Origin of the sequence: Roseivirga spongicola (assembly GCF_034376045.1) — a bacterium.
GTDB lineage: Bacteria > Bacteroidota > Bacteroidia > Cytophagales > Cyclobacteriaceae > Roseivirga > Roseivirga spongicola.
Map to the genome: position 1 here is coordinate 1,487,801 of NZ_CP139724.1, position 24,047 is coordinate 1,511,847.

General features: G+C 40.7%; 21 protein-coding genes. 7 read left to right on the forward strand and 14 right to left on the reverse strand.

All coding sequences use genetic code 11. The features are described 5' to 3' along the window. Positions 1-93: 93 nt before the first annotated feature. The 4 genes from T7867_RS06675 to T7867_RS06690 are packed head-to-tail and all read right to left on the reverse strand — an operon-like array spanning position 94 to position 3,450. A complete protein-coding gene (locus T7867_RS06675) occupies positions 94-1,089 on the reverse strand; it encodes an endonuclease/exonuclease/phosphatase family protein (protein ID WP_068217094.1) in 996 nt (331 codons plus the stop codon). Then, positions 1,070-2,488, reverse strand: a complete 1,419-nt coding sequence (gene creD, locus T7867_RS06680) for a cell envelope integrity protein CreD (RefSeq protein WP_068217096.1) — start codon at positions 2,486-2,488, stop codon at positions 1,070-1,072. The genes T7867_RS06675 and creD overlap by 20 nt, the downstream gene beginning before the upstream one ends. A gap of 50 nt (positions 2,489-2,538) precedes the next feature. Continuing rightward, positions 2,539-2,832, reverse strand: coding sequence for a winged helix-turn-helix domain-containing protein (locus tag T7867_RS06685; RefSeq protein WP_262501394.1), 294 nt, complete (start codon positions 2,830-2,832; stop codon positions 2,539-2,541). Continuing rightward, positions 2,833-3,450 (reverse strand): hypothetical protein, encoded by a 618-nt coding sequence (locus tag T7867_RS06690; RefSeq protein WP_068217100.1) that lies wholly within the window; start codon positions 3,448-3,450, stop codon positions 2,833-2,835. It abuts the gene before it with no gap. 84 nt (positions 3,451-3,534) lie between these two features. Here T7867_RS06690 and T7867_RS06695 point away from each other — a divergent pair, with 84 nt between their 5' ends. From T7867_RS06695 to T7867_RS06710, 4 genes are all read left to right on the forward strand, one after another. After that, a complete protein-coding gene (locus T7867_RS06695; protein WP_068217101.1) occupies positions 3,535-4,116 on the forward strand; it encodes an RNA polymerase sigma-70 factor in 582 nt (193 codons plus the stop codon). 67 nt (positions 4,117-4,183) lie between these two features. Next, positions 4,184-5,149, forward strand: coding sequence for a FecR family protein (locus T7867_RS06700; protein WP_068217104.1), 966 nt, complete (start codon positions 4,184-4,186; stop codon positions 5,147-5,149). Positions 5,150-5,170: 21 nt separating this feature from the next. Further along, positions 5,171-5,812, forward strand: coding sequence for a hypothetical protein (locus T7867_RS06705; RefSeq protein WP_068217106.1), 642 nt, complete (start codon positions 5,171-5,173; stop codon positions 5,810-5,812). 98 nt (positions 5,813-5,910) lie between these two features. After that, the gene (locus T7867_RS06710; RefSeq protein WP_068217108.1) at positions 5,911-7,206 is read left to right on the forward strand and encodes an STN domain-containing protein; all 1,296 of its coding nucleotides are present in this window, start codon (positions 5,911-5,913) and stop codon (positions 7,204-7,206) included. On the opposite strand, the gene T7867_RS06715 is transcribed toward T7867_RS06710, so the two are convergent. The 7 genes from T7867_RS06715 to kefF form a co-directional block, all read right to left on the reverse strand. Continuing rightward, a complete protein-coding gene (locus T7867_RS06715) occupies positions 7,203-7,856 on the reverse strand; it encodes an HAD family hydrolase (protein ID WP_068217110.1) in 654 nt (217 codons plus the stop codon). The genes T7867_RS06710 and T7867_RS06715 overlap by 4 nt on opposite strands. Next, complete coding sequence (locus T7867_RS06720) at positions 7,856-8,560, reverse strand: LOG family protein (RefSeq protein ID WP_068217112.1); 705 nt, start codon at positions 8,558-8,560, stop codon at positions 7,856-7,858. Before T7867_RS06720 ends, T7867_RS06715 begins: the two co-directional genes overlap by 1 nt. A 103-nt stretch (positions 8,561-8,663) precedes the next feature. Next, positions 8,664-9,563 carry a TIGR01777 family oxidoreductase gene (locus T7867_RS06725; RefSeq protein ID WP_068217114.1) on the reverse strand — a complete coding sequence of 300 codons (900 nt, stop codon included), beginning with the start codon at positions 9,561-9,563 and terminating at the stop codon, positions 8,664-8,666. A 73-nt stretch (positions 9,564-9,636) separates the two neighbouring features. Then, complete coding sequence (locus T7867_RS06730; protein ID WP_322299990.1) at positions 9,637-12,180, reverse strand: M56 family metallopeptidase; 2,544 nt, start codon at positions 12,178-12,180, stop codon at positions 9,637-9,639. Beyond that, the gene (locus T7867_RS06735; protein ID WP_068217118.1) at positions 12,167-12,544 is read right to left on the reverse strand and encodes a BlaI/MecI/CopY family transcriptional regulator; all 378 of its coding nucleotides are present in this window, start codon (positions 12,542-12,544) and stop codon (positions 12,167-12,169) included. The genes T7867_RS06730 and T7867_RS06735 overlap by 14 nt, the downstream gene beginning before the upstream one ends. Before the next feature lie 104 nt (positions 12,545-12,648). Continuing rightward, positions 12,649-14,532 (reverse strand): monovalent cation:proton antiporter-2 (CPA2) family protein, encoded by a 1,884-nt coding sequence (locus T7867_RS06740; RefSeq protein ID WP_068217120.1) that lies wholly within the window; start codon positions 14,530-14,532, stop codon positions 12,649-12,651. Next, the gene (gene kefF, locus T7867_RS06745; protein WP_068217122.1) at positions 14,529-15,131 is read right to left on the reverse strand and encodes a glutathione-regulated potassium-efflux system oxidoreductase KefF; all 603 of its coding nucleotides are present in this window, start codon (positions 15,129-15,131) and stop codon (positions 14,529-14,531) included. Before kefF ends, T7867_RS06740 begins: the two co-directional genes overlap by 4 nt. A 176-nt stretch (positions 15,132-15,307) precedes the next feature. Here kefF and T7867_RS06750 point away from each other — a divergent pair, with 176 nt between their 5' ends. Both T7867_RS06750 and T7867_RS06755 read left to right on the forward strand, forming a co-directional pair. Next, a complete protein-coding gene (locus tag T7867_RS06750) occupies positions 15,308-17,776 on the forward strand; it encodes a S9 family peptidase (protein ID WP_273514403.1) in 2,469 nt (822 codons plus the stop codon). Positions 17,777-18,038: 262 nt separating this feature from the next. After that, positions 18,039-18,440: a GIY-YIG nuclease family protein gene (locus tag T7867_RS06755; RefSeq protein WP_317038745.1), complete on the forward strand. Its 402-nt coding sequence runs from the start codon at positions 18,039-18,041 to the stop codon at positions 18,438-18,440. Positions 18,441-18,637: 197 nt separating this feature from the next. Here T7867_RS06755 and T7867_RS06760 read toward each other — a convergent pair whose 3' ends face one another. Continuing rightward, the gene (locus T7867_RS06760; protein ID WP_221405973.1) at positions 18,638-19,546 is read right to left on the reverse strand and encodes an ROK family protein; all 909 of its coding nucleotides are present in this window, start codon (positions 19,544-19,546) and stop codon (positions 18,638-18,640) included. 88 nt (positions 19,547-19,634) lie between these two features. Between T7867_RS06760 and T7867_RS06765 the strand changes: the two genes are divergently transcribed. Next, positions 19,635-20,804: a hypothetical protein gene (locus T7867_RS06765; protein WP_068217130.1), complete on the forward strand. Its 1,170-nt coding sequence runs from the start codon at positions 19,635-19,637 to the stop codon at positions 20,802-20,804. Between the two features lie 53 nt (positions 20,805-20,857). On the opposite strand, the gene T7867_RS06770 is transcribed toward T7867_RS06765, so the two are convergent. Together T7867_RS06770 and T7867_RS06775 are read right to left on the reverse strand one after the other, a co-directional pair. Further along, complete coding sequence (locus T7867_RS06770; protein ID WP_068217132.1) at positions 20,858-22,192, reverse strand: vanadium-dependent haloperoxidase; 1,335 nt, start codon at positions 22,190-22,192, stop codon at positions 20,858-20,860. A gap of 125 nt (positions 22,193-22,317) precedes the next feature. Beyond that, a complete protein-coding gene (locus tag T7867_RS06775; protein WP_068217134.1) occupies positions 22,318-23,988 on the reverse strand; it encodes an amidase in 1,671 nt (556 codons plus the stop codon). Between the last annotated feature and the right edge of the window lie 59 nt (positions 23,989-24,047).

Below are 24,047 nucleotides of genomic sequence, written 5' to 3' on the forward strand. Positions count from 1 at the left end.
ACCTTAACCCAGAGGCTCATCATTTTTTCGACTTGAGCCATTCCTAAGAATTTCAAGTTTTTCAAAGGTTGGTTGTGGTGATTGCTCAAGGTTTTATTTCCCCGCCACTAAGAAACTACCCATAATCGCTTTGTGGTCAGAAGTGATTCTAACTGCATCGAGTGAGTCGCAGCCAATTCCTTTGGAGTGGAGGATGTAGTCTATCGGAATTTGCGCAATAAATGGATTCCAAGTCGGGTAGGTTGGAGTCAGCTTTTTACGGCTATCCGTGAGCTTTGTAGAAGACTGAAAATGTAGCATTCTATTGTCCCAAGGCACGGTGTTAAAGTCGCCTAAGACTAAAAATTCCCCAGGTTGATTATTGACGTATTCTTCTGCCCACTTGAGGTGCTGATTTCTGTTGTTCCACTTACTTCTGGTTGTTGGTGACTTGGTGTGCAAAGCCAAGAAGTTAACGGCTTCATTTCCCACCAAGATTTTACCCGTAATGTTGGCTGTTTCATCTAAATGAACTTCTTCAACCTCTTGGAAAGGATATTTGCTGAACACCGCAATGCCTTGGCCTTGGTTTTCGTGTTCAACAACTTTGTAAAATGGATAGTCAGCACTAAGGCCACCAACAAGAGATTCTGCCCATTGATGACTAACCTCTTGAAAGGAGACAAAATCTGGGTCTAGATTCAATACGCTATTGATGGTTTCGTCATACTTATCATTAATAGAAAGTACGTTGAATTGAAGTACTTTGAGTGATTCTTCCCCCTGATCTATTCTATAAGTCTTGCTGATTGGCCCACTGATTTTTACCAGAAGGAGAAAGTAGATTACAAAATTGACACCCGCTAATCGGTAATGGTGCTTTACGATCCAGAAAACACTCAGCGCTCCATACACTAACATTGCCTGAAACAAAAAAGACTGTAACAGGGTGAGTTTAAATGTATAGCTAGGGATAAGTAGAAGTATGGCAGGGACTAATAGAAAGGCGGCTAATAGCCTCTCTAGGTTCTTTTTCTGCCTAAACCAACAATAGATTCTTACTAACACTAAGCTAAATTTTAGTAGAAACTTAAGCTTCTGTTGCTGCATGGTTCAACCCTCCTTTAGCTTTAATATTATACCAATCTATATTTCTTGAAAGATACATGCATATGCCTAGTACAATTAGTAGGCCAACGCTCCCGAAAAGCAACGCGTAATCTTCTAATTTCAGCACAACGAATACAAAGGTGTAAATGATGCTGAAGAACATGAATAAAATACCTGCTAGCTTTTTGCTCTTCAGAATAGACATGGAGTACAGCGAAATCATGGCAATGATTACCAGGGATGAAATCCAGTAGGCCGCACTAAAATTGAGGTGTTCTGAAATAGATAAAAGTAGGGTATAGAATATGGTTAGTGTGAGCCCGACCAATATGTAATGGATTGGGTGAATTCTCTTTTTGTTAAGAATTTCAATAAAGAAAAACGTGATAAAGGTGAGGAAGAGAATCAGCACTGCATATTTGGCCGAACGAGTGTTTTGCTGATAGTTATCTACTGGTTGAAAAAGCTTAACACCAAACTCAGAATCTGCAATTCTATGTTCACTGCCCACCCATTGCTGAGGGTAATTTCTATTTAGGTCGAAAATAGACCATTCTGCACTGAATCCGCTTTCGGTTACTTCATGGTTATCCGGTAAAAACTGACCTTCAAAACTCGGGTGAGGCCAAGGGGAATTGAGCTTAGCTATGGTACTTTTTCCAATTGGGTTGAACTTCAGCGATTGAGTACCATGAAGACTGAGTTGGGTTGAAAAGCTGGCAGACTTAAGTTCTTCTGACCAATCAATATTTGCTGAAACGCCACTTTGATATTCGGCTCTTCTCGATGTTGAGTATTGGTTTTCATTTGCGTGAGCAAGTTGAAGAGCAAACTTCTTTGGAATGCCAGACTCCATCAAATACGGTTTATCATTGATCTGAATTTCGATCTTGTTCTGTATGCCTCGCATGTCTGGAATGCCAATGCTTATGGTGGCCATATCCCATAAAATAATATCGTCTTCCTTAATGAGCTTGCTGAAATCTGGCTGAGAAAATGTCCCTTCAAGTTGAAGTTGGGTTTCATACAGTGCTACTTCATATATTCCTCTTTTTCTCGACTTTGGGTTGATGTCACCCACCACCTTAAGCTTTTCCGGCAAAAAGTGAGCGTATTTGATGGTGCTGATCTCCTTACCATCGTCTAACACTAGAATAGCCTCGAAAGGAATGGTAAGAATTGGACCAGTGATTTGTTGAGGTGAAGCCCAACTGCTGGAAATCTCTCGAATAGCCTCTTCTTGCCTGAATTCTCTCTCCGATATCAACGATTTAATCATGCTATTAGGAATGAGTAGGATAGCTATAAGAAAGCCGATTGAGAGTAATTTTATACTGACCGAATTTTTGATGGAGTAGTTGATCTTATCAAATACTGTACTGTTTGTGTTGTTTTCCATTTTGTTGTTTTAAAAGTACTTTGAGTTACAAAGTATAAGCGTAAATTTTTTTACTGTGTGTTCTTTATCAATTGTTCCAAGGCGTCTATATGTGCTTTGAATGACTGTTTTCCTGTTTTTGTGACCATATATTGTGTGTTTGGTTTTCTTCCAACGAAGGTTTTAGACACTTCGATATACTCTTCTTTCTCCAAAGCTTTTAAGTGGCTAGCCAAATTGCCATCGGTCAGGTTCAACAGCTCCTTAAGTCTGTTAAAGTCCAACGATTCATTGGCCATCAATGCCGACATGATCCCTAGCCGGACCCTGCTTTCAAAAGCTTTATTCAGATTGTGGATATCCACTTATTTCTCGTATTTAAAGTACATCATGGCTCCGTAAATGATGTGCAGTACACCGAAGCCTATGGCCCAAATTAGTAAGCCATAGCCAATAACGGCCGAAGCAACCAAGCCCAAAACTACTTCAGAAATACCAAGAAATCTCACATCGCGATAAGTATAATAGCTAGCATTAATTAAACCGAGGCCATAAAAGATCAAAGTAGTGGGAGCAATAAGGCCAATAAGGCCTTGGTAATAAAAGATAACGACTAATATTCCTCCTGTTGCAAGTGGAATCAAAAGATTAATTAATAGTCGCTGAGCTGTTTTATCCCAAGTTTTGACTCCCTGTTTTTTGGCTTTTTGTCTTGTCAGGTATACACCCGTAATAATGGCTAACAAGAGAACTGCCGCGGCATCTAGCATCAACCAAGTCAGGTTTCCTCTCACATCTCTCACAATTAGTTGGTCGTAAACCAGCGTTTCGCTAGTATAGGCCAACTTCCAGGCAACGTAGGCACCAATGAGCGCATAAATTCCTGCCATTACTCCAGAAAGGCCACTGAGAGAAATAAAGCGTGAAGACTTCTCCATCATCTGGCGAATCTCCGCTATATCCTGAATGTATTTATCTGACATATCAAAAGTACTTTGAGATTCAAAGTAAATGAATCGCTATAAGTTTTCCAATATTCATTCAGCAATTTTCTTCTACTTTGCAGCATGTCTAACCAGCAAGATGTAGCACTACAACAGCGCCTCTCTAGGGGAGATGAAACCGCTTTTCAAGAAACTTTTGAGCTGTATTTTAAGGTGTTGGTACTTTTTGCTACCAAGTTTTCTTTGGACAAAGAGGCGGCTGAAGATCTGGTTCAAGATGTTTTTGTAAAGCTCTATGAGCAGAGAGATCGCTTACAATTCCATAGTTCGCTAAAAGCTTTCTTGTATCAATCTGTGCGGAATAGATGTATCGATCTTATCCGATCTACTAAGACACGCGAAAAACATCATGTGGAAATTAAGGCCGATACTGATGTGGAGGGGCTCAATAGTGAAGAGCTTATGCTTCAGTCTGAATTACAAGAAAAAATTTACTACAGCATTAAGCAACTGCCGGAACAATGCCAGCTTATTTTCAAGATGAATCGGTTCGAAGGCAAAAAGAATCAAGAGATTGCCGATGAGCTGAATATTTCTAAACGCACCGTAGAAACACAAATCAGTAAAGCACTAAAGCGACTGAGAGAAGATATTTATCCGTATTTGAAGGCGGTATTGTTGGCGGTTTCCTTTTGGATTAGCTGACTCGAAAAAAAAATTTACTTACCCGTACGTGTGAATTTTGATTCACTCGTCATATCCATGAAAAGCAATGAAAAACCCGAACGACATATCGAATGAATTGATGCTGAAGTTCCTTTCAGATACGGCCACAGCCGAGGAAAGAGAGGCTATGGAAGCATGGATGGCCGATTCGGAAGAAAATGCGAAATACATTGAACAGCTCAAGTCGCTTTGGTCCAATGCAGAGTCGTTTTCACTATTAGACAGCATAGACTTAGACCAAAACTGGCAAGGAGTTCAGTCTAAAGTGAATCAGCAGAAGGCTGGTAATTCTAAAATATTCTGGCGAATTGCCGCTGCGGTGGTATTCATAGTTTCGGCTAGCTTTTTAGCGAAAAGCTTACTCTACAGTCCGCCTGAGCAATTGAGCATTACAGCACAAGAGCAGTCTGATTTTACGCTGCCAGATGGTTCTGTAGTAACTCTCAAAAAAGGTGCTACCCTCAAATACCCAGAAGAATTTGAAGACGAAAGAAGGGTTACGTTTGAAGGAGAGGCATTTTTTGATGTGGTGAGTAATCCGCAGAAGCCATTTATTATTAATGCTGACGATACTGAAACCGTGGTTTTGGGAACCTCATTCAACTTAAAAACAGCTACTTCCCATACTGGTTTTGAACTGGTTTTGGTGGAGGGAAAGGTTAGTTTTTCTACTCCAAACGAGAAAGTGGTGCTTACGCCTGGTCAGCGTGTAGCATTGGGCCCGAATGGGCTGTTGGAAAAAACTGAGAACACAAATAGAAACTTTCAGGCATGGCAAACAGGCACTTTGGTTTTTGAAAACGCCAAAATGAGCGATGTCTTTCAAGATATAGGCAATGCATATAATGTTCGATTCGAAATGGAAAATGCAGCATTTGCTAGCTGTACATTGACGGCTCGATACGATCAGGAAGATTTGGATAGCATATTAAACACTTTAGAAATACTTTTTAATACATCATTTAATAAACAGCAAGAGACCATTTTGGTCAGTGGCGGCTCTTGCAACTAAGAACTTACAACTCGAAATATCATGAACAACAAATTATTCAAAGCCATTTTGATGGTGGCAGTGTTTTTCGCAGCGATTAACCTGCAAGCCCAAGAAGACGAACCTATGAGAACGCTGTTTAATAACGGAGGAATTCGTTCGAACGGAGGCTATGGGGGAGTGCATGTAGGGTATACTCAGATAGGAGGGGCCGATGCTCTTACTATTGGAGGTCAAGGTGCTTGGCTCATTAATCATCAGTTTGGAATCGGACTTTCAGGAACTGGCTTCATGACCGAAAGAATTGATGATGCCACACTTGGTTCTAGATACATTACCACAGGTGGCTATGGCGGATTAATGTTAGAGTTTATTGCCATGCCGAAAAGTCCAATCCACTTGAGTTTTCCTGTTACTATTGGAGCTGGAGGCGTTAGCTACGTTCGTTCTAATCGCGACTTTGAGTTTTACGAGTCGGAAGATTCACATGCCTTTTTTGTGGTAGAACCTGGGGTAGATGTAGAGTTCAACCTCCTGCCTTTTGTACGCTTTGGCGTAGGAGTGAAATATAGAGTTACATCAGATATGGAAATGACTTATATAGACTCTGGCAATAGAATCTTAGACCGAGATGCACTTACAGGATTCAGCACAGCACTCACTCTGAAATTTGGAAAATTTTAAAAACTTAAGCTAAAACTGACCATTTGTTAACGAGCCTGTAATTTCACTTTCAGTGTTTTACAGGCTCAAATACTTACTTTTGTAGTACCTAATTGAAGATGAAAGCTGTAGTCATTTGTTTTATGCTCATTCTCTGTCAGGCATTAGCTTTTGGCCAAAGACAGTCTTTGCTTCAAACTCAGGTGACGGTTAGTTTTAGCAATACATCTATTGAAGAGATTCTGAAATCTCTAGAAACCGAATCGCTGTCATTTGTTTATTCACCAGAAGTTTTTGATGTAAAAAAGCGAGTTAGTATCAATAGACATAATACTGCATTAGCTTCAGTGGTCACTGAGTTGTTTTTGGGTCAGTCAGTTGAAATGCATGAAATGAATGGTCAGGTTTTGTTGAGAAAGAAAATCACCCCAAAACCTGATTCGCAGCAAGAGGTTTTAGACACCATTAGAACTCAACCAAGCGTATCACCCTCCATTGTAGTTAGTTCAAGTTCCACTGTTCAAAAAGCAGCCATTATTGAGAAAAGCGAGCCTGTTCCCACTCAGCAGATGAATCAACAGGAAAAGCAAGCAAGCTTAGACTCTTTGGCAAACCCCACGGTGGACGATAGTGTAGATTCATTTGGCTCACAGGTTAGAGCTCCTACATCATCTCTACTTGCACAAACAAGTACTTTTATTCCTAGGTGGAACATGCGGCCTTATGAGCCCTATGCTTACCAAGCTAATCCCTTAGCCTTAGACTATTCACTCTTGCTACCGAAGTTTAAGGAAGAGGCACCACAACCCTCTATTTGGGACGAAATTGCCAGTGAGAACAGAAAAAACACGAAGCGCGAGAAGAAAGAGAAAAGGGCTACCGATGATAGGAAATTCAGGATGGGTCTGGGTCTTTATACCGGTTTCGCTCCACTAGATAATTTGGATGCCTTTTTAATTGGTGGGCGGATTATGTATTATCCATCTATCAGAACTGGAGTTGGCTTTAATGCAAACGCCTTATTATCTAAAAGTTTCTACAGCGAAACTTTGCAAAAAGATATCAGAGTAGAAGGCGGTTATGGTGGTTTAGCTATAGAATATGTACTGTTCCCAAAGAGTGTTATTCACATAAATTTACCGCTTACTCTAGGGGCAGGTGGTTATAATTATGTTGAGTCGGAAGACCCATTTGCGCCTATAGATCCTGAAAATTCTGAAGCCTTTTTTATGATAGAAGTTGGAGCTGAGTTAGAGGTTAATGTGGCGAAGTTCTTGAAAATTGGAGCAGGCTTTAGCTATAGAAGTATATCTGGTTCAGACTTCCTGAACCGAGATAACAACCAGGATATTATCAAAGCCTCTGCACTAGAGGGTGTTAACTACGGTATAATTCTAAAGTTTGGTAGGTTCTAGATTCCAGAAAGATATTCTGTGAGTTCCTTATGGCTTCTCACTAAGTCTAAAGCACCTAGCTGTTTCAGCTTTTCTCCATGTCCGTTTCTTACATGAGTTCCACCTAAAAAACCTACCGTTTTTAAGCCAGCAGCCGTAGAGGCGGTTACTCCAGCAACACTGTCTTCTATAACCAAAACCTCTTCTTTGTTAAGGTTCAATTTTTCTAAAGCCAACAGATAAACTGCAGGGTCAGGTTTTCCCTTAGGTACCATTTCGGCAGAAAACACTCTTTTCTGGAATATATGATTGGCTTCTAATAATTCTATGGCCTCTAACACGTAGTCTTCGGCACTATTGGAAACCATACTTGCAGTAACGGGAACGCCAGATAGCATTTCTTTGACGCCAACAATAGGACGCATGTTTCGCCTTATCTCCTCATCCATGAAAGCCACTGCCTCGCGAGTTGCTGTGCTAGCTGCTAGCAGCTGTTTAGCCTTCAAGATTTCTAAAATGTCTGTGAAAGTTTTACCTGTATAATCGGCTATAAAGGTTTCAATGTTAATATCTACGCCTTCAGAAATAAGCCAGTTGGTTACTACTTCTGCAGCTACAATTTCAGTGTCGATCAGAACTCCGTCACAATCGAACAGTATATGTTTTGTCATTAGAAATTCGGAGAAAGCAAGTATTTAGAATAGAACTCATCGATTACTCTTACCGCATCTGTTGGGGTTTCTACTATGCTTATCAGATCTAAATCGGTATTACTAATATTTCCGAATTTCAACATAGTGCCTTTTACCCAATCTATAAGCCCAGACCAGAATGCTTCACCAACCAAAACAATTGGGAAGCGCCCAATTTTGTTAGTTTGAATTAACGTAATGGCTTCAAAAAGCTCATCTAATGTTCCAAACCCACCCGGCATAACCACAAAGCCTTGAGAGTACTTAACAAACATAACTTTGCGCACAAAGAAATAATCGAACGTAATGAGTTTATCTGGGTCTATGTAAATGTTATTGCCTTGCTCATGCGGTAGCTCAATGTTTAGCCCAACGGATTTTCCGTTTTCACTTCTGGCGCCTTTGTTTCCGGCTTCCATAATGCCTGGTCCACCACCAGTAATAACTCCGTAACCGTGTCTGACCAACTTGGCTGCAATATCTTCTGCCATTTGATAATATTCAGTGCCGGGCTTAGTTCTGGCAGAACCGAAGATAGATACACAAGGGCCAATTTTAGCGAGCTTTTCAAAGCCTTCAACCATTTCGGCCATTACTTTAAAAATTACCCAAGAGTCGTGGGTCTTAATTTCGTTCCAATCTCTGTCTCTAAATGCCTGCTTGATTTTATCTTCGTTGTTCATATTATTCTGTTTGAGTTAAACATAGGTGAAAACCTTTTTCTAAACGGATGCACCATATCAAAGTTCCTTTAAGTTTTAATGAACTTACTGCTTTGATCTCTAATTACATGGATTTGAGGTGTTTTAGTGCTGGCTCTAGTTTAGGGTGATCATACTCAAAACCAGCTTCCATAATCTTTTCACTACTTACTCTATTTCCTCCCACAACCATTTTGGCCATTTCGCCTAGAACTACCTTTAGTGCAAGACCAGGTACTGGAATTGGAACATATTTTTTGTCGAAAGCTTTAGCAGCTGCTTCTGTAACTTCTCGGTTGGTGGCAGGTTTTGGTCCTACAGCATTGTAAGTGCCTACCATTTGATCGTTCTCTAATGCGTAAAGGAACATCTTGCAAAGATCGTCTATATGAATCCAGCTCATATATTGTTTTCCGTTGCCTAAAGGAGCGGCTACCGGTGGCTTGAGTAGTTCTACTAAAGCGCCTCCTTCTTTGCTAAAGACCACGCCAATTCGGAGTTGTACCAAGCGAATATCAAGGTCTGTTACCTTGCTAGTTGAAGTTTCCCAAGCATCTACTACGTGGGCTAGAAAATCGTGCCCAACAGGCGCTGTTTCTTTTAGGTTGGTGGTTCCAGTATCTAGTCCATAATAGCCAATGGCAGAGGCAGAAATAAAGGTTTTAACTTTGTTATCTATGTTTTTTAGCGTGTTATAGAGTAAAAAAGAGGTCTTAGTACGGCTATTGTATATTTCTTCCTTGCGTTCTGCTGTCCACCTTTTGTCTGCCACTCCCGCACCAGCAAGGTGAATGACAGCCTCTACTCCATTAAACGCACCACTTTCAATGTATTCCTTCTTATAGTCCCATTCAAAAATGGGGTATGGTTTAGAAGCATCTTTAGACCTGCTGAGTACAACCACTTCATGCCCTTTAGATTTAAGTAGTGGAATAAGTCTTGAGCCAACTAGACCAGTCCCTCCTGTAATTAATACTTTAGCCATAGACTTAAAAGTAGGGAATGGCCTCGAATGTTTGGCAGATGAACATAAAAAAAGCCGCACTGGGCGGCTTAAACTATTTTTCAGTTTCGACTATAAGTAAGGAAGAAGCATTACCAAGTTTTCGCTTTGAATGGTAGTTATACATGGTTTTTCCTTTAACAATGGTCAGCTTACCGATCTTTTGAATGTTTAATTTTGACTTAATGTCTTCTAAACTCCAATCCTTTTTGAGTTTTCCATTTAACTCTATTGCCACTTTAGTTCTTTCAAGGGTGGTTAGAGTATGGTTTAAAATGTCTTCCCTATTGGATTTATTGAGGTAAAACACACTTTGATTGGGGTTACCCAAAATATTGTTGATGGAGAGGGAGTCCATTTTATATTGAATACCGATTGAGGCATAATTAATCTTCGGAATGCCTGTATTTTCTCCAATGAACTGATAAGTATTTGATATTCTGTCGGTAAGAAGATCTTTTCTATTCAAGGCATCCAAAAACTGACCTTTAATTTCTAAATCATTCATTCCTTGGTTTTCATAAAGCTGAATCAACGTGTTCAGTTTTTGGCTTTCTCTGTTAAGAAACTCCAACTCCCTATGCCTTCTATATTCGTTTAATGCCCTTTCTTTTTCGTTGCCAGTAAGTTCTATTCCATTGACAAGTATTTGCTTTGGTTCGAAATTTTCGTCTAGAATAAATTGGGCTTTGTCAGTTGGCTTGTTTATCTCAGGGTCTTGGTTGGTAATTCTTATTACTTCTCGATAGTCGTTGAACTTATCAAAGGCAATTACCTCTTTCATTCTATTTCCTGTGTAGAATTCTACTTTTCGAATTTTGAGTATCAAGGAGTCAGAAAGGTCTGTTAGCTTTTTACCTGGTATGACTATATTATCAATCACCAATAAAGGTTCTGAGCCATTCAGACTATATTTAATATTTATTGACCTGAAGAGATCTCGATTTTCAGCTCCACCAGGGAATTGCATCAAGCTATATGTGCCACTGGTTGTACTGTTTCTTTCTTTCGAGTAACGCTTTTCTAGTTCTGCATCTATTTCAGCATTATTTTCTAGTACTTTCTTTGTCTCTATTATGTCTTTGGTGAGTTTATCTAACCTTTCTTGATATACATTGACTCTTTCTTGTTGAACCTTATCTCGATTGTTTTCTAAGTTTTGAATCTGTTCTAGTCGTTTTTCTACTCTATTCCTCTCTTCTTGAAGGATAGCTTCTCTCTGTCTCAATTCATTTCGGACTTGCTCTTCATAGGAATTTGAGGATGTTTTTGGTTTTGTAAGCCCAAGGCTCACTAGTTTGGTGTAGGCTTGCTTATAGTTAATGAGCTCAGAGCTTTTTAGCTCCTTTCCATCTTTTGTAATTTGTAGCAGTTCTCCGTTCTCATCAAATTCGAAGATGAAGGCTTTTGGTTTATTGACCATTTCCAAAATAGCTTTAGATACTGCCACGCTATCATTGTCTTGTGGCAGAGGAGCACTATCAAATTCAGGGTTACTGATACTCGGCTGAATAGTTTCAGAATGAGTGGCCGAATCTAAACCTAAGAGCATGGAAGCAGGTAGGTTTTCTTCTGCATTTTTGGTTTTCGACTGGGTATCCTGCACACTCATTAGGCCAAATGCGACCAGCAGTATGGCGATGGTAAAGGTGGCACTGAGCCAATTGGGTTGTTGTTTTGAATTCATCATAATGTTAATGCGTTTAAGGACCTGATTTTTTGAGTTTCCCGCAAAGGCAAGGCCAGGTTGGTTCATGCTGAAAGCTTGAACTTTAGCCAAGGCTTTGATCATAGGGAGCTTCTTTTCTGAGTATTTGAGTGCCAACTCATCGGTGGCATATTCACGCTCATTGTCAAGCTGGCTTTTCATCCACCAATAAGCAGGGTGATAGAAAAATACTATCTGTAATACGTTGATAATGATGTTGATAACAAAGTCGTTTCGTTTTAAATGAGCCAGTTCATGGTATAGAATGGCTTCTACCTCCTCTACAGAAAGCCCTTCGATTAAGCCAATAGGAAAGAAAATGGTAGGTCGGATGACTCCTAAAATGATGGGGCTTTTGATCCAATGACTAGACCTCAGCTGGACTTTTGTTCGGATACTTAAAGTGTGTTTAACCTTATTCAACAGCTCATTTAGGCCTTCAGCCTCCAAAAAACCAGAGTTATTAACAAGCCTTTTCATCCAGATGAAAGAACCGATAATCTTAAGAAAGAATAGCCCCACACCCACAAACCAAATGAAGGCTATGGTTGAAGCATTTTTCTTTAGCCATAGCATGGTGGTGTTACTTTCCTGATTAAGGCTAATAGGTTGAAAATCTGTGGGTAAGTCAAATGAGTTGCTTTCGGTAAGTAGTTGGGCTGGTACAGAGTTTTCCACATAAGCATTTGGCCAGAAGAAGTATAGGTTGAAGGCTAGAATGATAGGAAGTAAGGCAATTCCCGCCAAGGTAATGTTATACCTGACTTTCGCTCTTTTGTTGCGGAGCGTCACCAAGGCTAAGAGCACTAAGAAAAGCAGTAAAGCTCCCTGCCAAAGTGAATGTACTAAGCTGAGGCCTAGCGCTTCTAGTATGTGATTACTGGTGTCCATCGTTTTCCAATTTCTGAATGAGTGCTTTTATTTCTTCTAGCTCTTTAGCGGAGGTTTTTCCTGAGCCTAGTGCGCTTAGCACCAGTTTGCTGGCAGAACCACCAAAGGCCGTATTGAGCAATTTATCCAGCATTTCTCCCTGAATATCTTCTGCCTTTACTTTGGCAGAATAGATATGAGTTCGAGCGCTTTCATCTCTTTCTACCAAGCCTTTTTGTGTCATTATCTGCAACAACTTTAAAGTAGTTGTGTAGCCAACTTCTTTTTGCTGATTGATGATGTTGTTGACGGTTCTTACGTTCGAAGGCCCCTCATTCCATAGAATGTTCAGGATTTCCAGCTCACTTTCGGTAGGTTTAATCATAGTACGATTTGTTTCGTACTTCAATTATATACGAAGATTTTCGTAATAGGAATTTATCTACGAATTATTTCGTAATAAACCTGATGGAGCTCATTAGTAAGGGCTTACTTCTGAGAAAGTCTGATTTGCTCGCTATCCCAATGGTGGTCTTCTTCTACCAAACCTCGCTTGAGGTCTTCCTCCAGAAGTCTTTCTTGTTGCTCAATTTCTTCCTTCGCTTTAAAAATGTACTCTTCGCTATTGGAAGGTTTCTCGGAAAGACGCTTCAGACTGTCTTCGTCATATTTTATAAAATTTTGGCCTTGCCTAAACAGGCTATACTTTCTAAAGCCCATATGGCTGAGCACATCGGTTGCCAATTTTACAGAAGTATCTAGGGTTTCTCTGTAAACGTTCTCAATGCCCATGTTTAGAAGCTCATAAGCGTCAATTCTGCTTTTGGCTCTTACCATAAGCCGAACATTAGGGTAGTTTTTTTGCACCAACTTCACCAAATCCATGGTTACGTCTGGATTGTCTATGGCACAGATGAGGGTGTCAGCCTCCGCAATTCCAGCAGACTCAAGAAGCTCTTTTCTGGTAGCGTCACCATAATATACCTCGAAACCCATTTTACGAAGAATGTCTACTCGTGAAGAGTCTTGGTCTAGAATGGTGGCTTCAATTCCATGAGACCGAAGAAACCTGCCAACCGTACTTCCGAAATGTCCGAAGCCAACTAAAATGGTTCGGTGCGATTTGGCAATATGATCCATTGATCTGGCCTCAGACTTTTTAGTACCCACTCTTGGTAAAACAAGCCTTTCATTGAGCACATTTAAAAAGGGTGTCAGCGTCATGGAAAGGGCAGTTACCACCAGCATAATGTCTAAATGTTCTCGGTCTAAAATATTGAGCTGAAAAGCGAATGATAGAATTACAAAGGCAAATTCACCTACCTGAGCCAAACCAACTCCTAGTAAGAGTCTTTGGTCCATCTTTAATTTGAATATGTATGCTACTACATAAATGATTATGGCTTTCATCAGGATGATACCCACCACAAGGCCGCTTATCATTAGCGGGTTTTCGCTCAGCACTACAAAGTTGATGGAGGCACCAACCGCAATAAAGAATAGCCCAAGCAGTAGGCCCTTAAATGGTTCTAAGTTGCTTTCTAATTCATGCTTAAATTCACTTGTGGCCAGTACAACTCCGCCTAAAAATGCACCTAGGGCTGGGCTTAAACCAACCAATTCCATAGCTAATGCTAGCCCCAAGACTATCAGCAACCCACATGCTACTAGCAGCTCTCTTACCTTGGTTTGTGCAACTAGCCTAAGCATAGGGACGAACAAATACCTACCAGCTAACACCACGGAAACTACAGAAAGCACAATAGTTAAGGCTTGTAAACCGATAGGCAAGCCTTCTAGCAAATATCCTTTCAGTCCTTCACTGTGTCCGTCACCTGTAGCAGTATGTGAGTTTTCGCTGGCTAAAAGCGGGATTATGGCCAGCATTGGAATAACAATAATATCTTGAAAAAGCAGAATGGAGAAAGAGGCAGCACCACTTGGTGTTTCCATCATGCCTTTTTCTTTCACGGTTTGCAGTACAATGGCAGTAGAAGATAGCGCCACTGCCATAGCAAAAATGATAGAAACGTTCCACCCAAAACCTACCAACTGAAAAAGTCCAAATGAAAGGAGAGTAGTAACAATTACTTGACCTCCACCCATTCCGACAATGCTTTTTCTCATTCGCCAGAAGTTTTTAGGCTCTATTTCTAGTCCAATCAAAAACAGCATAATAACCACCCCAAACTCAGCAAAGTGAAGAATGTCTTCTCCTTCTGAGCCAACAAAACCTATTACATAAGGGCCAATGAGAATACCTGCAAGCAAGTACCCAAGCACAGAACTGAGCCCAAAGCGCTTAGCGATGGGCACACAAATGATAGCCCCCAGAAGAAATACAATAGCCTCGAATAGTACGTTTCCACTCATGATATAGCCGTTTTGAGTTGAGGAATGTTGTTGAGAAAATCAGCCTGATTCAATGCGTGAAAGTCTTCTTCTTCACATAATAATTTAATGGCTGCCTTGTATTGCTGCGCATAATTTTCCACCTCATCATCAGTAAGCGTATAAGTCCCTGTAACAGTAAAGGGAGGCAAATAAAACATGCCACAAAGTGTAGCGGTTTGCTCAAATGGTCTTAGAAATTCATTAATGGAATAGTTGTTTTTGCCCTCTCTGCAATAGACTTCTTCTTTTCCACCTGTAGTTATTACGCTTATGGCTCTTTTACCTAAAAGTGCATTTCCTTTTGGCCCATATGCCCAGTTGTACTCCAAGACTAGATCTATCCATTGCTTAAGCAGTGGAGGGCAGCTATACCAATAAAACGGATGGTGCCACACCACAACATCGTGTTCTTCTAGTAACTTTTTTTCTTTGTCTATATCTATGTTAAAGTCTGGGTACTTTTCATACAAATCATGAATAGTAACATCAGAAGTCTGATCTATACTTGATATTAAGGCTTTATTTATCCTTGACCGTTCAAATTTCGGATGCGCAAAAAGAATCAGTACTCTGGCCATATTGTTGAAGATGGTTTGAACTTAATTTCGTTATTCTTTCGGTGAGAAGCCAGTTTGAGAAGCTGCTTCTTAACTTCCTTTCTCAACCGTTTAAATCATAATATGAGTTCCTGAAACAGCCAGCATTGTACTTTTTGTCTTTAGGTGTAAATTCAAAGTCACTAAACCTTATAACCATGCGGAAAAGAAGAAACTATGGACTTTTTCTGTTAGCAGTGCTAGCGATTTTGTTCTACACCAGCCAACCAATTTTTGCCCAAGAGGGCTATCAGCGGCCTCCAGAGGCTATCGCGAAACTTATTGATGCACCAAGTACTCCTGCGGTAAGAATAGATTCTAAAGCAGAATGGATGCTTTTAATGGAGCGACCAGGTTACCCGAGCATTGAGGATATTGCTGCCCCAGAATTGCGTATTGGAGGTACTAGAATTAATCCCGCAACAAATGGTAGAAGTAGACAAAACCCAATGACTGGGTTGAGTTTGAAGAATATTAAAACAGGTGAGACTTTTGAGTTCTCTAACATGCCGGCTAAGCCTGCCATCAGTAATGTTTCTTGGTCTAATGACGAAAAGAAGATTGCTTTTACCAATACAGTAGAAGATGGTATTGAACTTTGGGTGGTTAACCTAGAAAGTAAATCGGCCAAAAAGCTAACAGAAGCCATTATTAATAATGCTTATGTATCTGCTTTTGAGTGGATGCCTGATGGCCAGTCACTTTTAGTAAGTACGGTAAAAGACGGTAGAGGTAATGCGCCTGTTAAGCCAAGAGCACCAAAAGGGCCAGTAATTCAGGAAACTGCAGGAGCTGAGGCTGCTTCTAGAACTTATCAAGACCTTCTTGAAAATGCTTATGATGAGCAACTTTTCGAGTATTACACTACGGTTCAACTTAGAAATGTAGACCTGAACGGGAATGCCAAAAAGATAGGTCAACCTGCAATTATCAAAGGATTCGATGTGTCACCAAATGGTGAATATATTCTGGTACAAACAATTCAGAAGCCTTTTTCTTACCTGGTTCCTGCTTCCAGATTTCCTTTCAATTATGAGGTATGGAGTGCCAATGGTAACAACAAGAAGGTATTAGCTCAAATTGCTTTAGATGAGGTTCGTCCTAAAGGGTTTGATGCCACTCGCTTAGGAATGAGAAGTGTGAGTTGGAGAGCCGATGCACCAGCTACATTGTACTGGGCAGAAGCGAATGATGGTGGAGACCCTGCCATGGAGACTAATGAGCGCGATATCGTTTACATGCAGGCAGCACCTTTTGAAGGTCAGCCAACTAAGCTGGCAACAACATCGCTACGTTATGGTGGTATAGTTTGGGGAGATGAAAAAAGAGCTTGGTTGAACGAGCAGTGGTGGGCAAACCGCATGGAGAAGGCCACAATTATAGACCCTACCAAACCTGGCCAAGCAGGAAATGTGATCATTGAAAGAGCTACTACTGACAGATACAATGATCCGGGTAACCCAATGACCATTAAAAATGAGTATGGCAGATACGTTCTGAAATTCGATAAAGATGAGGTATTCATGAGCAGTGTAGGTGGTTCTCCTGAAGGAGATAGACCATTCTTGAGTAGGTTCAACCTTAAAACGAAAAAGCAAGACATCCTTTTCAGGTCTGAAGCTCCATACTACGAAAGACCAATCGATATCATCACTGAGAAGGCGGACAAAATCATGACTATCCGTGAGTCTGAAACTGAGCCTCAGAACTATTTCATCAGAGACTTAAAGAAAGGTACACTTACGGCTATTACGGATTTCCCTCATCCACAACCAGAAATGATGGAAGTGAATAAGGAAATTATCAAATACAAAAGGGCTGATGGGGTAGACTTAACCGCTGTACTTTATACCCCAGCAGGGTACGATAAGGCCAAAGACGGTCCGCTTCCAGTGCTTATGTGGGCATATCCAAGAGAATACAAATCTATTGCAACCGCTGCTCAGGTAAGAGGAACGCCTTATTCGTTCACAAGGGTAAGCTCAGGCTCTCCATTGTTCTGGGTGTTGAGAGGTTATGCGGTGATGGCTAATACTGAATTCCCAATTATTGGTGAAGGCGATAAAGAACCAAACGACTCTTTCCGCGAGCAATTGGTGATGAATGCTGAAGCGGCCATTGATGCTGTGGCAGAACTAGGTGTTGGCGACAGAAACCGTGTAGGTGTAGGAGGCCATAGCTATGGTGCGTTTATGACCGCCAATTTATTGGCGCATTCAGACTTGTTTGCTGCAGGAATTGCCAGAAGTGGAGCATATAACAGAACCCTTACTCCATTCGGTTTTCAGCGAGAAGAGAGAAGCTATTGGGAAGATCCAGATTTGTATAACTACATGTCGCCATTTATGCATGCGGATAAGGTGAATGAGCCACTTTTACTTATTCATGGTGAGGCAGATAATAACTCAGGGACTTTCCCTATTCAGAGTATTCGTTTTTACAATGCTGTGAAAGGCCATGGGGGAACTGCTAGGTTAGTCATGTTACCAGAAGAAAGTCATGGATATGCAGCAAAAGAGTCTATTCTCCATATGCTTTGGGAGATGGATACTTGGTTAGAGCGGCATGTGAAAAACGCTACCACCAAGCCAGAGGGTGCTAAAATTGATAGTAAGGATAGGGACTAGGTAATCCAAGATTTTTTACTCTAAAATTTGAAAAAACCTTTGACCATTCTGTCGAAGGTTTTTTCATTTATGATTACTATACAATCGACTCTTGTGACAGTGTCATACTGAGGCTTGAAGGCTATATCACTCTAAGTAAGTCTTTAATGCTTAATAAGATTCCTCGCTTACTCGTAATGACTTATCCGAGAGGTTTTTAGGTTAAAACAATCTTCTGTCGGTTGTCAGAATTAAGCAGTGATATTCCCTTCAGCAAAAGAGCATGGTAACAGTCATCCTGAGGTACGAAGGATCTTATCAATTAGCCCATAGTTATTATCTTGAAAACAATAAATCCACACTTATGGCAGGCCTTCATGTTTATATTTTAACTAATACTTCGAAAAAGGTACTTTATGTCGGTGTTACTAATGATCTAGAAAAACGACTCATTCAACACTATCAAAATCGAGGAGAAAAAAGAACCTTCGCTGGAAGATACTATTGTTATTATCTCATCTACTTTGAATACCACCATAATAATATTGGGGGTATTGAGAGAGAAAAGGAGATAAAGGGTTGGTCAAGACAAAAGAAGGTTGACCTGATTAATTCATACAATCCAAAATGGCTTTTTCTCAATGATCAAATTACCAAATGGCCTCCTGATCCAGGGACATTTTAATTGAAATGGGTTTGATTTACTATGATAGATAAGATTCCTCGCTCACTCGGAATGACTTATCCGATAGGCTTTTAGGTTAAAACAATCTTCTGTCGATTATCAGAATTAGGCAGTGACGTTCCTTTTATTGAAAGAGTATTGTAGCAGTCATCCTGAGGTACGAAGGATCCTATCAGTTTTTACAATGATTTCAATTATCACTCACACAAAAATGCGGCACCAAAAACACCGGCACTATCACCGAGTTTAGGCCTGACTATTTTAGTTTCTAACCTGGGGTTGAAGGTGTACTTTTCGGCTTCTTCTACCCCTCGGGTGTATAGCTCATCTACGTTGCCCACACCACCACCTAAGACAATTACATCTGGGTCTAGCACATTAATAATAGTAGAAATGCCCAAGCCGAAAAAGTGAACTAATCTGTCTAGCGTTTTTAGTGCGTTTTCGTCTTCTCCACTTCTTGCTGCTGGCAATATGTCTTTGAGTCGTTTGCGCGTTCCGGTCAGTTGTTCGTAGTAGTTTTCTAAGCCAGTTCCTGAAATTACCGTTTCGGTACAGCCAGTTTTTCCGCAATAGCATGGCCCACCAGAAGCATCTAAAAAGTTATGTCCCCATTCTCCACCAATACCTTGTTTACCATTCAAAACCTTTCCGTTCACCACTATTCCACCGCCACAACCGGTACCCATAATTACACCAAACACTACTTGGGCTTCAGGGTCAACTTCAGGAACAATACCCATTTTAGCTTCAGCTAAAGCAAAGCAATTGGCATCGTTAGCCATGAGTGTAGGAATGCCCAAAAGTGCTTCTAAGTCTTTTTTAAAGGGTTTTTTGTTGATAGCCTGAGAATTGGAGTTTTTCAGAAGCCCAGTTGGAGGATCAATAGCCCCAGGCGTTCCAATACCTATAATTGAAGGATGCTCCCCAACTTCTTCGGCTACCAGATCGATAAGCTTTTTTATGTTACTTAAAACATGTTCATACCCTTTAGCCGCTTCTGTTTCTATTCGCTTTCGAACAAGAGGTGTTGGGTCATCTTTCGACTTAAGTACTGCCGCTTCAATCTTAGTTCCACCAAGGTCTATTCCCCAGAGTTTTGTCATCATTTTATAATTCTTACCTTAAAATAAGCGTTTCGTAACAAAATCTTACACAGATTCACACACAGTACTTTCTAAAACTAAAAACCACATGAAAAACAAGCACACATTAATCATATTCATTGTTTTGGCGATTCTGTTCGCGGGGTCTTGTTCTACCTCGAAAGAAGAAATAGGTGTGCCTCAAACTAGAAACTATAAGGCCATAGTAGCTGATTCCGTTGTGTTTGAATGGCTTTCAGAACTTGACTTATTAGACTACAATGAGGAAGCCGAGGAGCTTTTGCTTCTCGATAAAACCTCAAATGAAGTTCTAATCATTAATGAAGAGGGAGAGTTATTGAGCCAGTTCAACCCACATATTGAAGGGCCTAACTATGTAGGTGACTATGATTTTGGATGGACGTTCTATGGTAATGATTATTTGATATGCTATGGCACTTATTATTTCCACCTGTTGGATAAAGAAGGCAAGAGAGTAAAGCGTTTTCCGTACCCCGTGGAAACAAATGGTCTATGGATGCTAGACTACAACCCACGGATGTTATTTGATTATGAGTATCAAGGAGATGATAAGTTCGTTGCCTTTATTACTGCTCCTCAGGGGCCGAGCTATCCAAGTATGGATTATTATGACTCTATTGAAATGGTATATGCCATAGATGTAGAAAGCGAATCTGGTTATTCAATAATGAGTAAACCCGAATCAAGTACCTATCGAAACCTGAAAGGTTATGTAGATCATGGATGGCCATATATGACCAATTACTTCGGAAGTAAATTTGCTCAGATCCACTCAGTTGATAGTATGCTTTACATCTGGAATGCAGAAGGTGATGAGTTACTGAATAGCATTGTGATTCCGAAGGAATTTCAACCAGACTATGAGGTTAAGTCTTATGGAGATTCTGGAAACCCTGATAGATTTAGAATTAATTCTAACGTGTATTCTACAAAAGATTACATTCTACTCCACAGTTTGAAAATTATACCTGAGTCAATTAATCGAGAGCTTCGAAATAAGTACCCGAGGTATTGGGAATCTGAAGAATATAGAGAGGCTGCTCAGAAATATATGGACGCAAATTACCTCGTTTTCAATGAAGAGGGGTTTTTAGGCGAACTTAAATATGAAACAGGCCCTACTGGTGTTAATAGGCTTAGTACTAAAAAGGACTTTATATGGAAAGATCGTAGGTATGAAGATGAGAGGGACTACCGTACCTTCCTAAAGGTTAAGATTGTTCCTGTTGAAGAATAAAAAAGCCGGACTCAAAAGAGCGCGGCCGTATTGTTGTGGTGATTGATATCTTATTATTCCTCGTTTTGGCTTAATGCTTCGTTTCGGAGTTCAAGCTTGTCTACCACGAAGTTTCCTAACTTTCTTCCTTGAGTTACACCGTTTTCGATAGCCGGCATATAGTGGATTCCTCCGTATAGACGGCTAATAGCAGCTTCTTCAGAAGCATCTATAAACGAATCGAAATCTCTCACGCTTAGGCCATACTTTTCTTCTGTATCGTCTCTGAAAGAGAAGTTATCGCCAAAGATTGAAGTTAGTGCTACGGCTGCGGCATTAGATATAACTGAGTGGCCACTCGTATATTCAGGGAAGGGAGGAGTTTGTAACAATGGCAACCACTCTTCATCTATGTATTTATTAATTACAGTTTCAGGCCTAATCAGGTTAGAACGGAACTTCTCATTCCAGCAACTAATAAAGCCATCGGCCAAAGCCACAGAGGTAAGTGCATAAGCTTCTGCTGTTTGCATTGGGTTGGTTTCTGCTTTTCGACAAGCAATTTTTACAATACCAATCCAGTGCCCACCAGGAGTAATTTTCTTAGTGGCTGCCATTACGTGGCCAGTTACATTCATTACATATGGATTGCAATCCCAGAAAGAGGCAATCTCTTTTTGCTCTTGGGTAAGATTTACTGCCGTTTCGTAAACTTCCATCACTTCTTTATAGAAAGTGCTATTCTTGTCCATATCGAAGGCTGTTGGCCTTTCGGGAGTAAACTGGCTTGCAGAGTCTATAGCGAAAGGACGAATTTGTGTCCAGTGCGGCTCAATCGCTTCAAAATAACCAGGAGGTGTTGGCTGCCAACGCGTAGGGTCATTGGTAACAGTGAATTTAGGGTAAGTACGTGTTTGCTTATACATATCGCCATCAGCCCACTGAAGAATGTGAGCCGCCACTTCATCACCATAAGCCACGGAGGCTTCAAAAAAGTCGCTATTTACACCTTTGCCCAATTCTTCATAAAGCTCATCTCGATAGGCGTCCATATCTGCTTCCGAGAAAATTAGAGCCGTCCCAATTTTTATGAATGCCTGAAGAGCAGCTAAATCGTACGAAACTTCTTCTTTCGGGTCAGGAATTTCTGACAGCTCTGTCAACTGGCCTGCCAACGACTGATAACCAGCATCATTTTTGGCGAGTACTTCATACATAGCGATGCTTGGGTAAGCATAGATTCTACTCGCAACAGGTGGAGAAAAAATGTCATGGACAATAATTTCAGATAGCTTATCCATGGTCTCATGGTAAACATCAGATTCGATCTCAAGTTCTTTTACTCCACTATCGCAAGCAGAGATGGCAAACAGCATAGCCAACGTTACAGTTAAAAAAATCTTCTTCATCACAATCTCCTTTCTTTAGGATTACAAATGTTATGACTATCAAGCATTTGATCAAGCGAAAAGCATAAAATATAAGCCATCTCTTCCTTGGGTTATACTTAGAATAATACAAGCAGCATTCTGAGTTATTTTGCGATTGTATAGAATAGTGGTGGATGCTTTTCGTCAAACTCAGTTAGTGACTGATAGTACTTAGCTAACTGTAGAATTTTGTCTTCTTCGTACAAATTACCAATTAATGTTAGGCTAGTAGGTCTTCCTTTTTCATCAAAGCCAGTAGGGATAGAAATTACAGGGTGACCAGTAAGGTTTGTGATTTGGAGTTGACTACTTCTTGCTGAAGGCGCAATAATCACATCGTAATTTTTGAACAGCTGATGTATTTCTTCGATCAGCCTTCTGCGTTCACGGTTAGCCTGAAGGTATTCTACTGCCGGAATAAAGCGTGCTTGACGAAGCGAGTTGGCTCTACTGCCGGAGGTTTGTTCTACCATATCATCTACAGCTCCGCTTCTCACTAGCTCTTCAAAAAAGGCTCCTGCTTCAGCCCTTAGAATTACATCGAATACTCTGAAGGGGTAATTTTTTGGAAGAGAAAGCGTATCGAAGCTAGAGTTGAGCTCTTTCTCTAAAAGCGCTACAGCAGCTATAACGTTTTTTCCTCTTTGGGTTTTACTGTCGGAAAGGATATCCGATTCTAACTTGGCGATTTTTAGATTCGAAACCTTGCCATTGGCAGGGGTGAAGGGCACATTATTGGTAGTGGGGTCTAGCGGATCCTTTCCGTAGATAGCCGCCAGAACTATTTCACAGTCTTCTGCCGAGCGACAAATGGGGCCAACCTTGTCCATAGACCAGCTTAGGCTCATCACTCCGTGTCGGCTGATTCTCCCGTAGGTTGGTCTCAGGCCAGTAACGCCATTTCTTGTGGCTGGTGAGGTAATAGATCCTAAGGTTTCTGTTCCGAGAGAAAATGCCACAAGTCCTGCAGAGGTGGCCGAACCTGAACCCGCAGAAGACCCACTGGCTCCTTGTGAAAGATCCCAAGGGTTTTTGGTTTTGCCGCCAAACCAAACATCTCCACGAGCTAAAGAACCAGAAACAAGTTTGGCAATCAATACGGCACCTTGTTCGGTTAACTTATTCACTACAGTAGCAGTGTGGTCAATCATTTGATCTTTGTAAGGTTCTGCTCCCCAAGTAGTGGGATAACCTTCGACCGCCATTAAGTCTTTTACACCATAAGGTATGCCGTGCAAAATGCCTTTATAATTGCCAGCAGCTATTTCCTTATCGGCTTTACGGGCCTGTTTAAGCGCCAACTCTTTGGTTACAGTAATTACTGACTGTAGCTGACCATCGTGCTTTTCAATTCTCTCTAAATAAATGTTGGTAAGCCGCTCAGAAGTAATCTTTCGTGCTTTAATAAGTGAGGCCAGTTCGGGAATACTTAGAAAGGCAATTTCTTCATCAGTTGCAGGCAACATGATGTTGTCAGATACTTCTGGCTGCAAAATTTGTTGCTGGCCAGTGGGCATTTCAAAACCAGCAGGGTGTGGGTTAAAGGTGAGGGCAGGAAAGGTTTCGTTATCTACCTGGTACTCTCTCAGGTTTTCGTAACCCCTCTTATTTCTGCCCAGGTAATGATACATAGTGTCAATACCGGTCTTGTCGAATTCTAATCCATATAGTCGCTGGGCAGATTTTATGTCTTTGGTTCGAAAACCGTATTGAGTGGGCTTACAGCTGATAGCCAAAGAAATGGCAAGCAGCAAAACAATTGTTCTTTTTAGCATTAGTTAGAAGGGTTGAAATCGAATATTTATCAATATCTAACAAAAACTCAAAGAGTTAG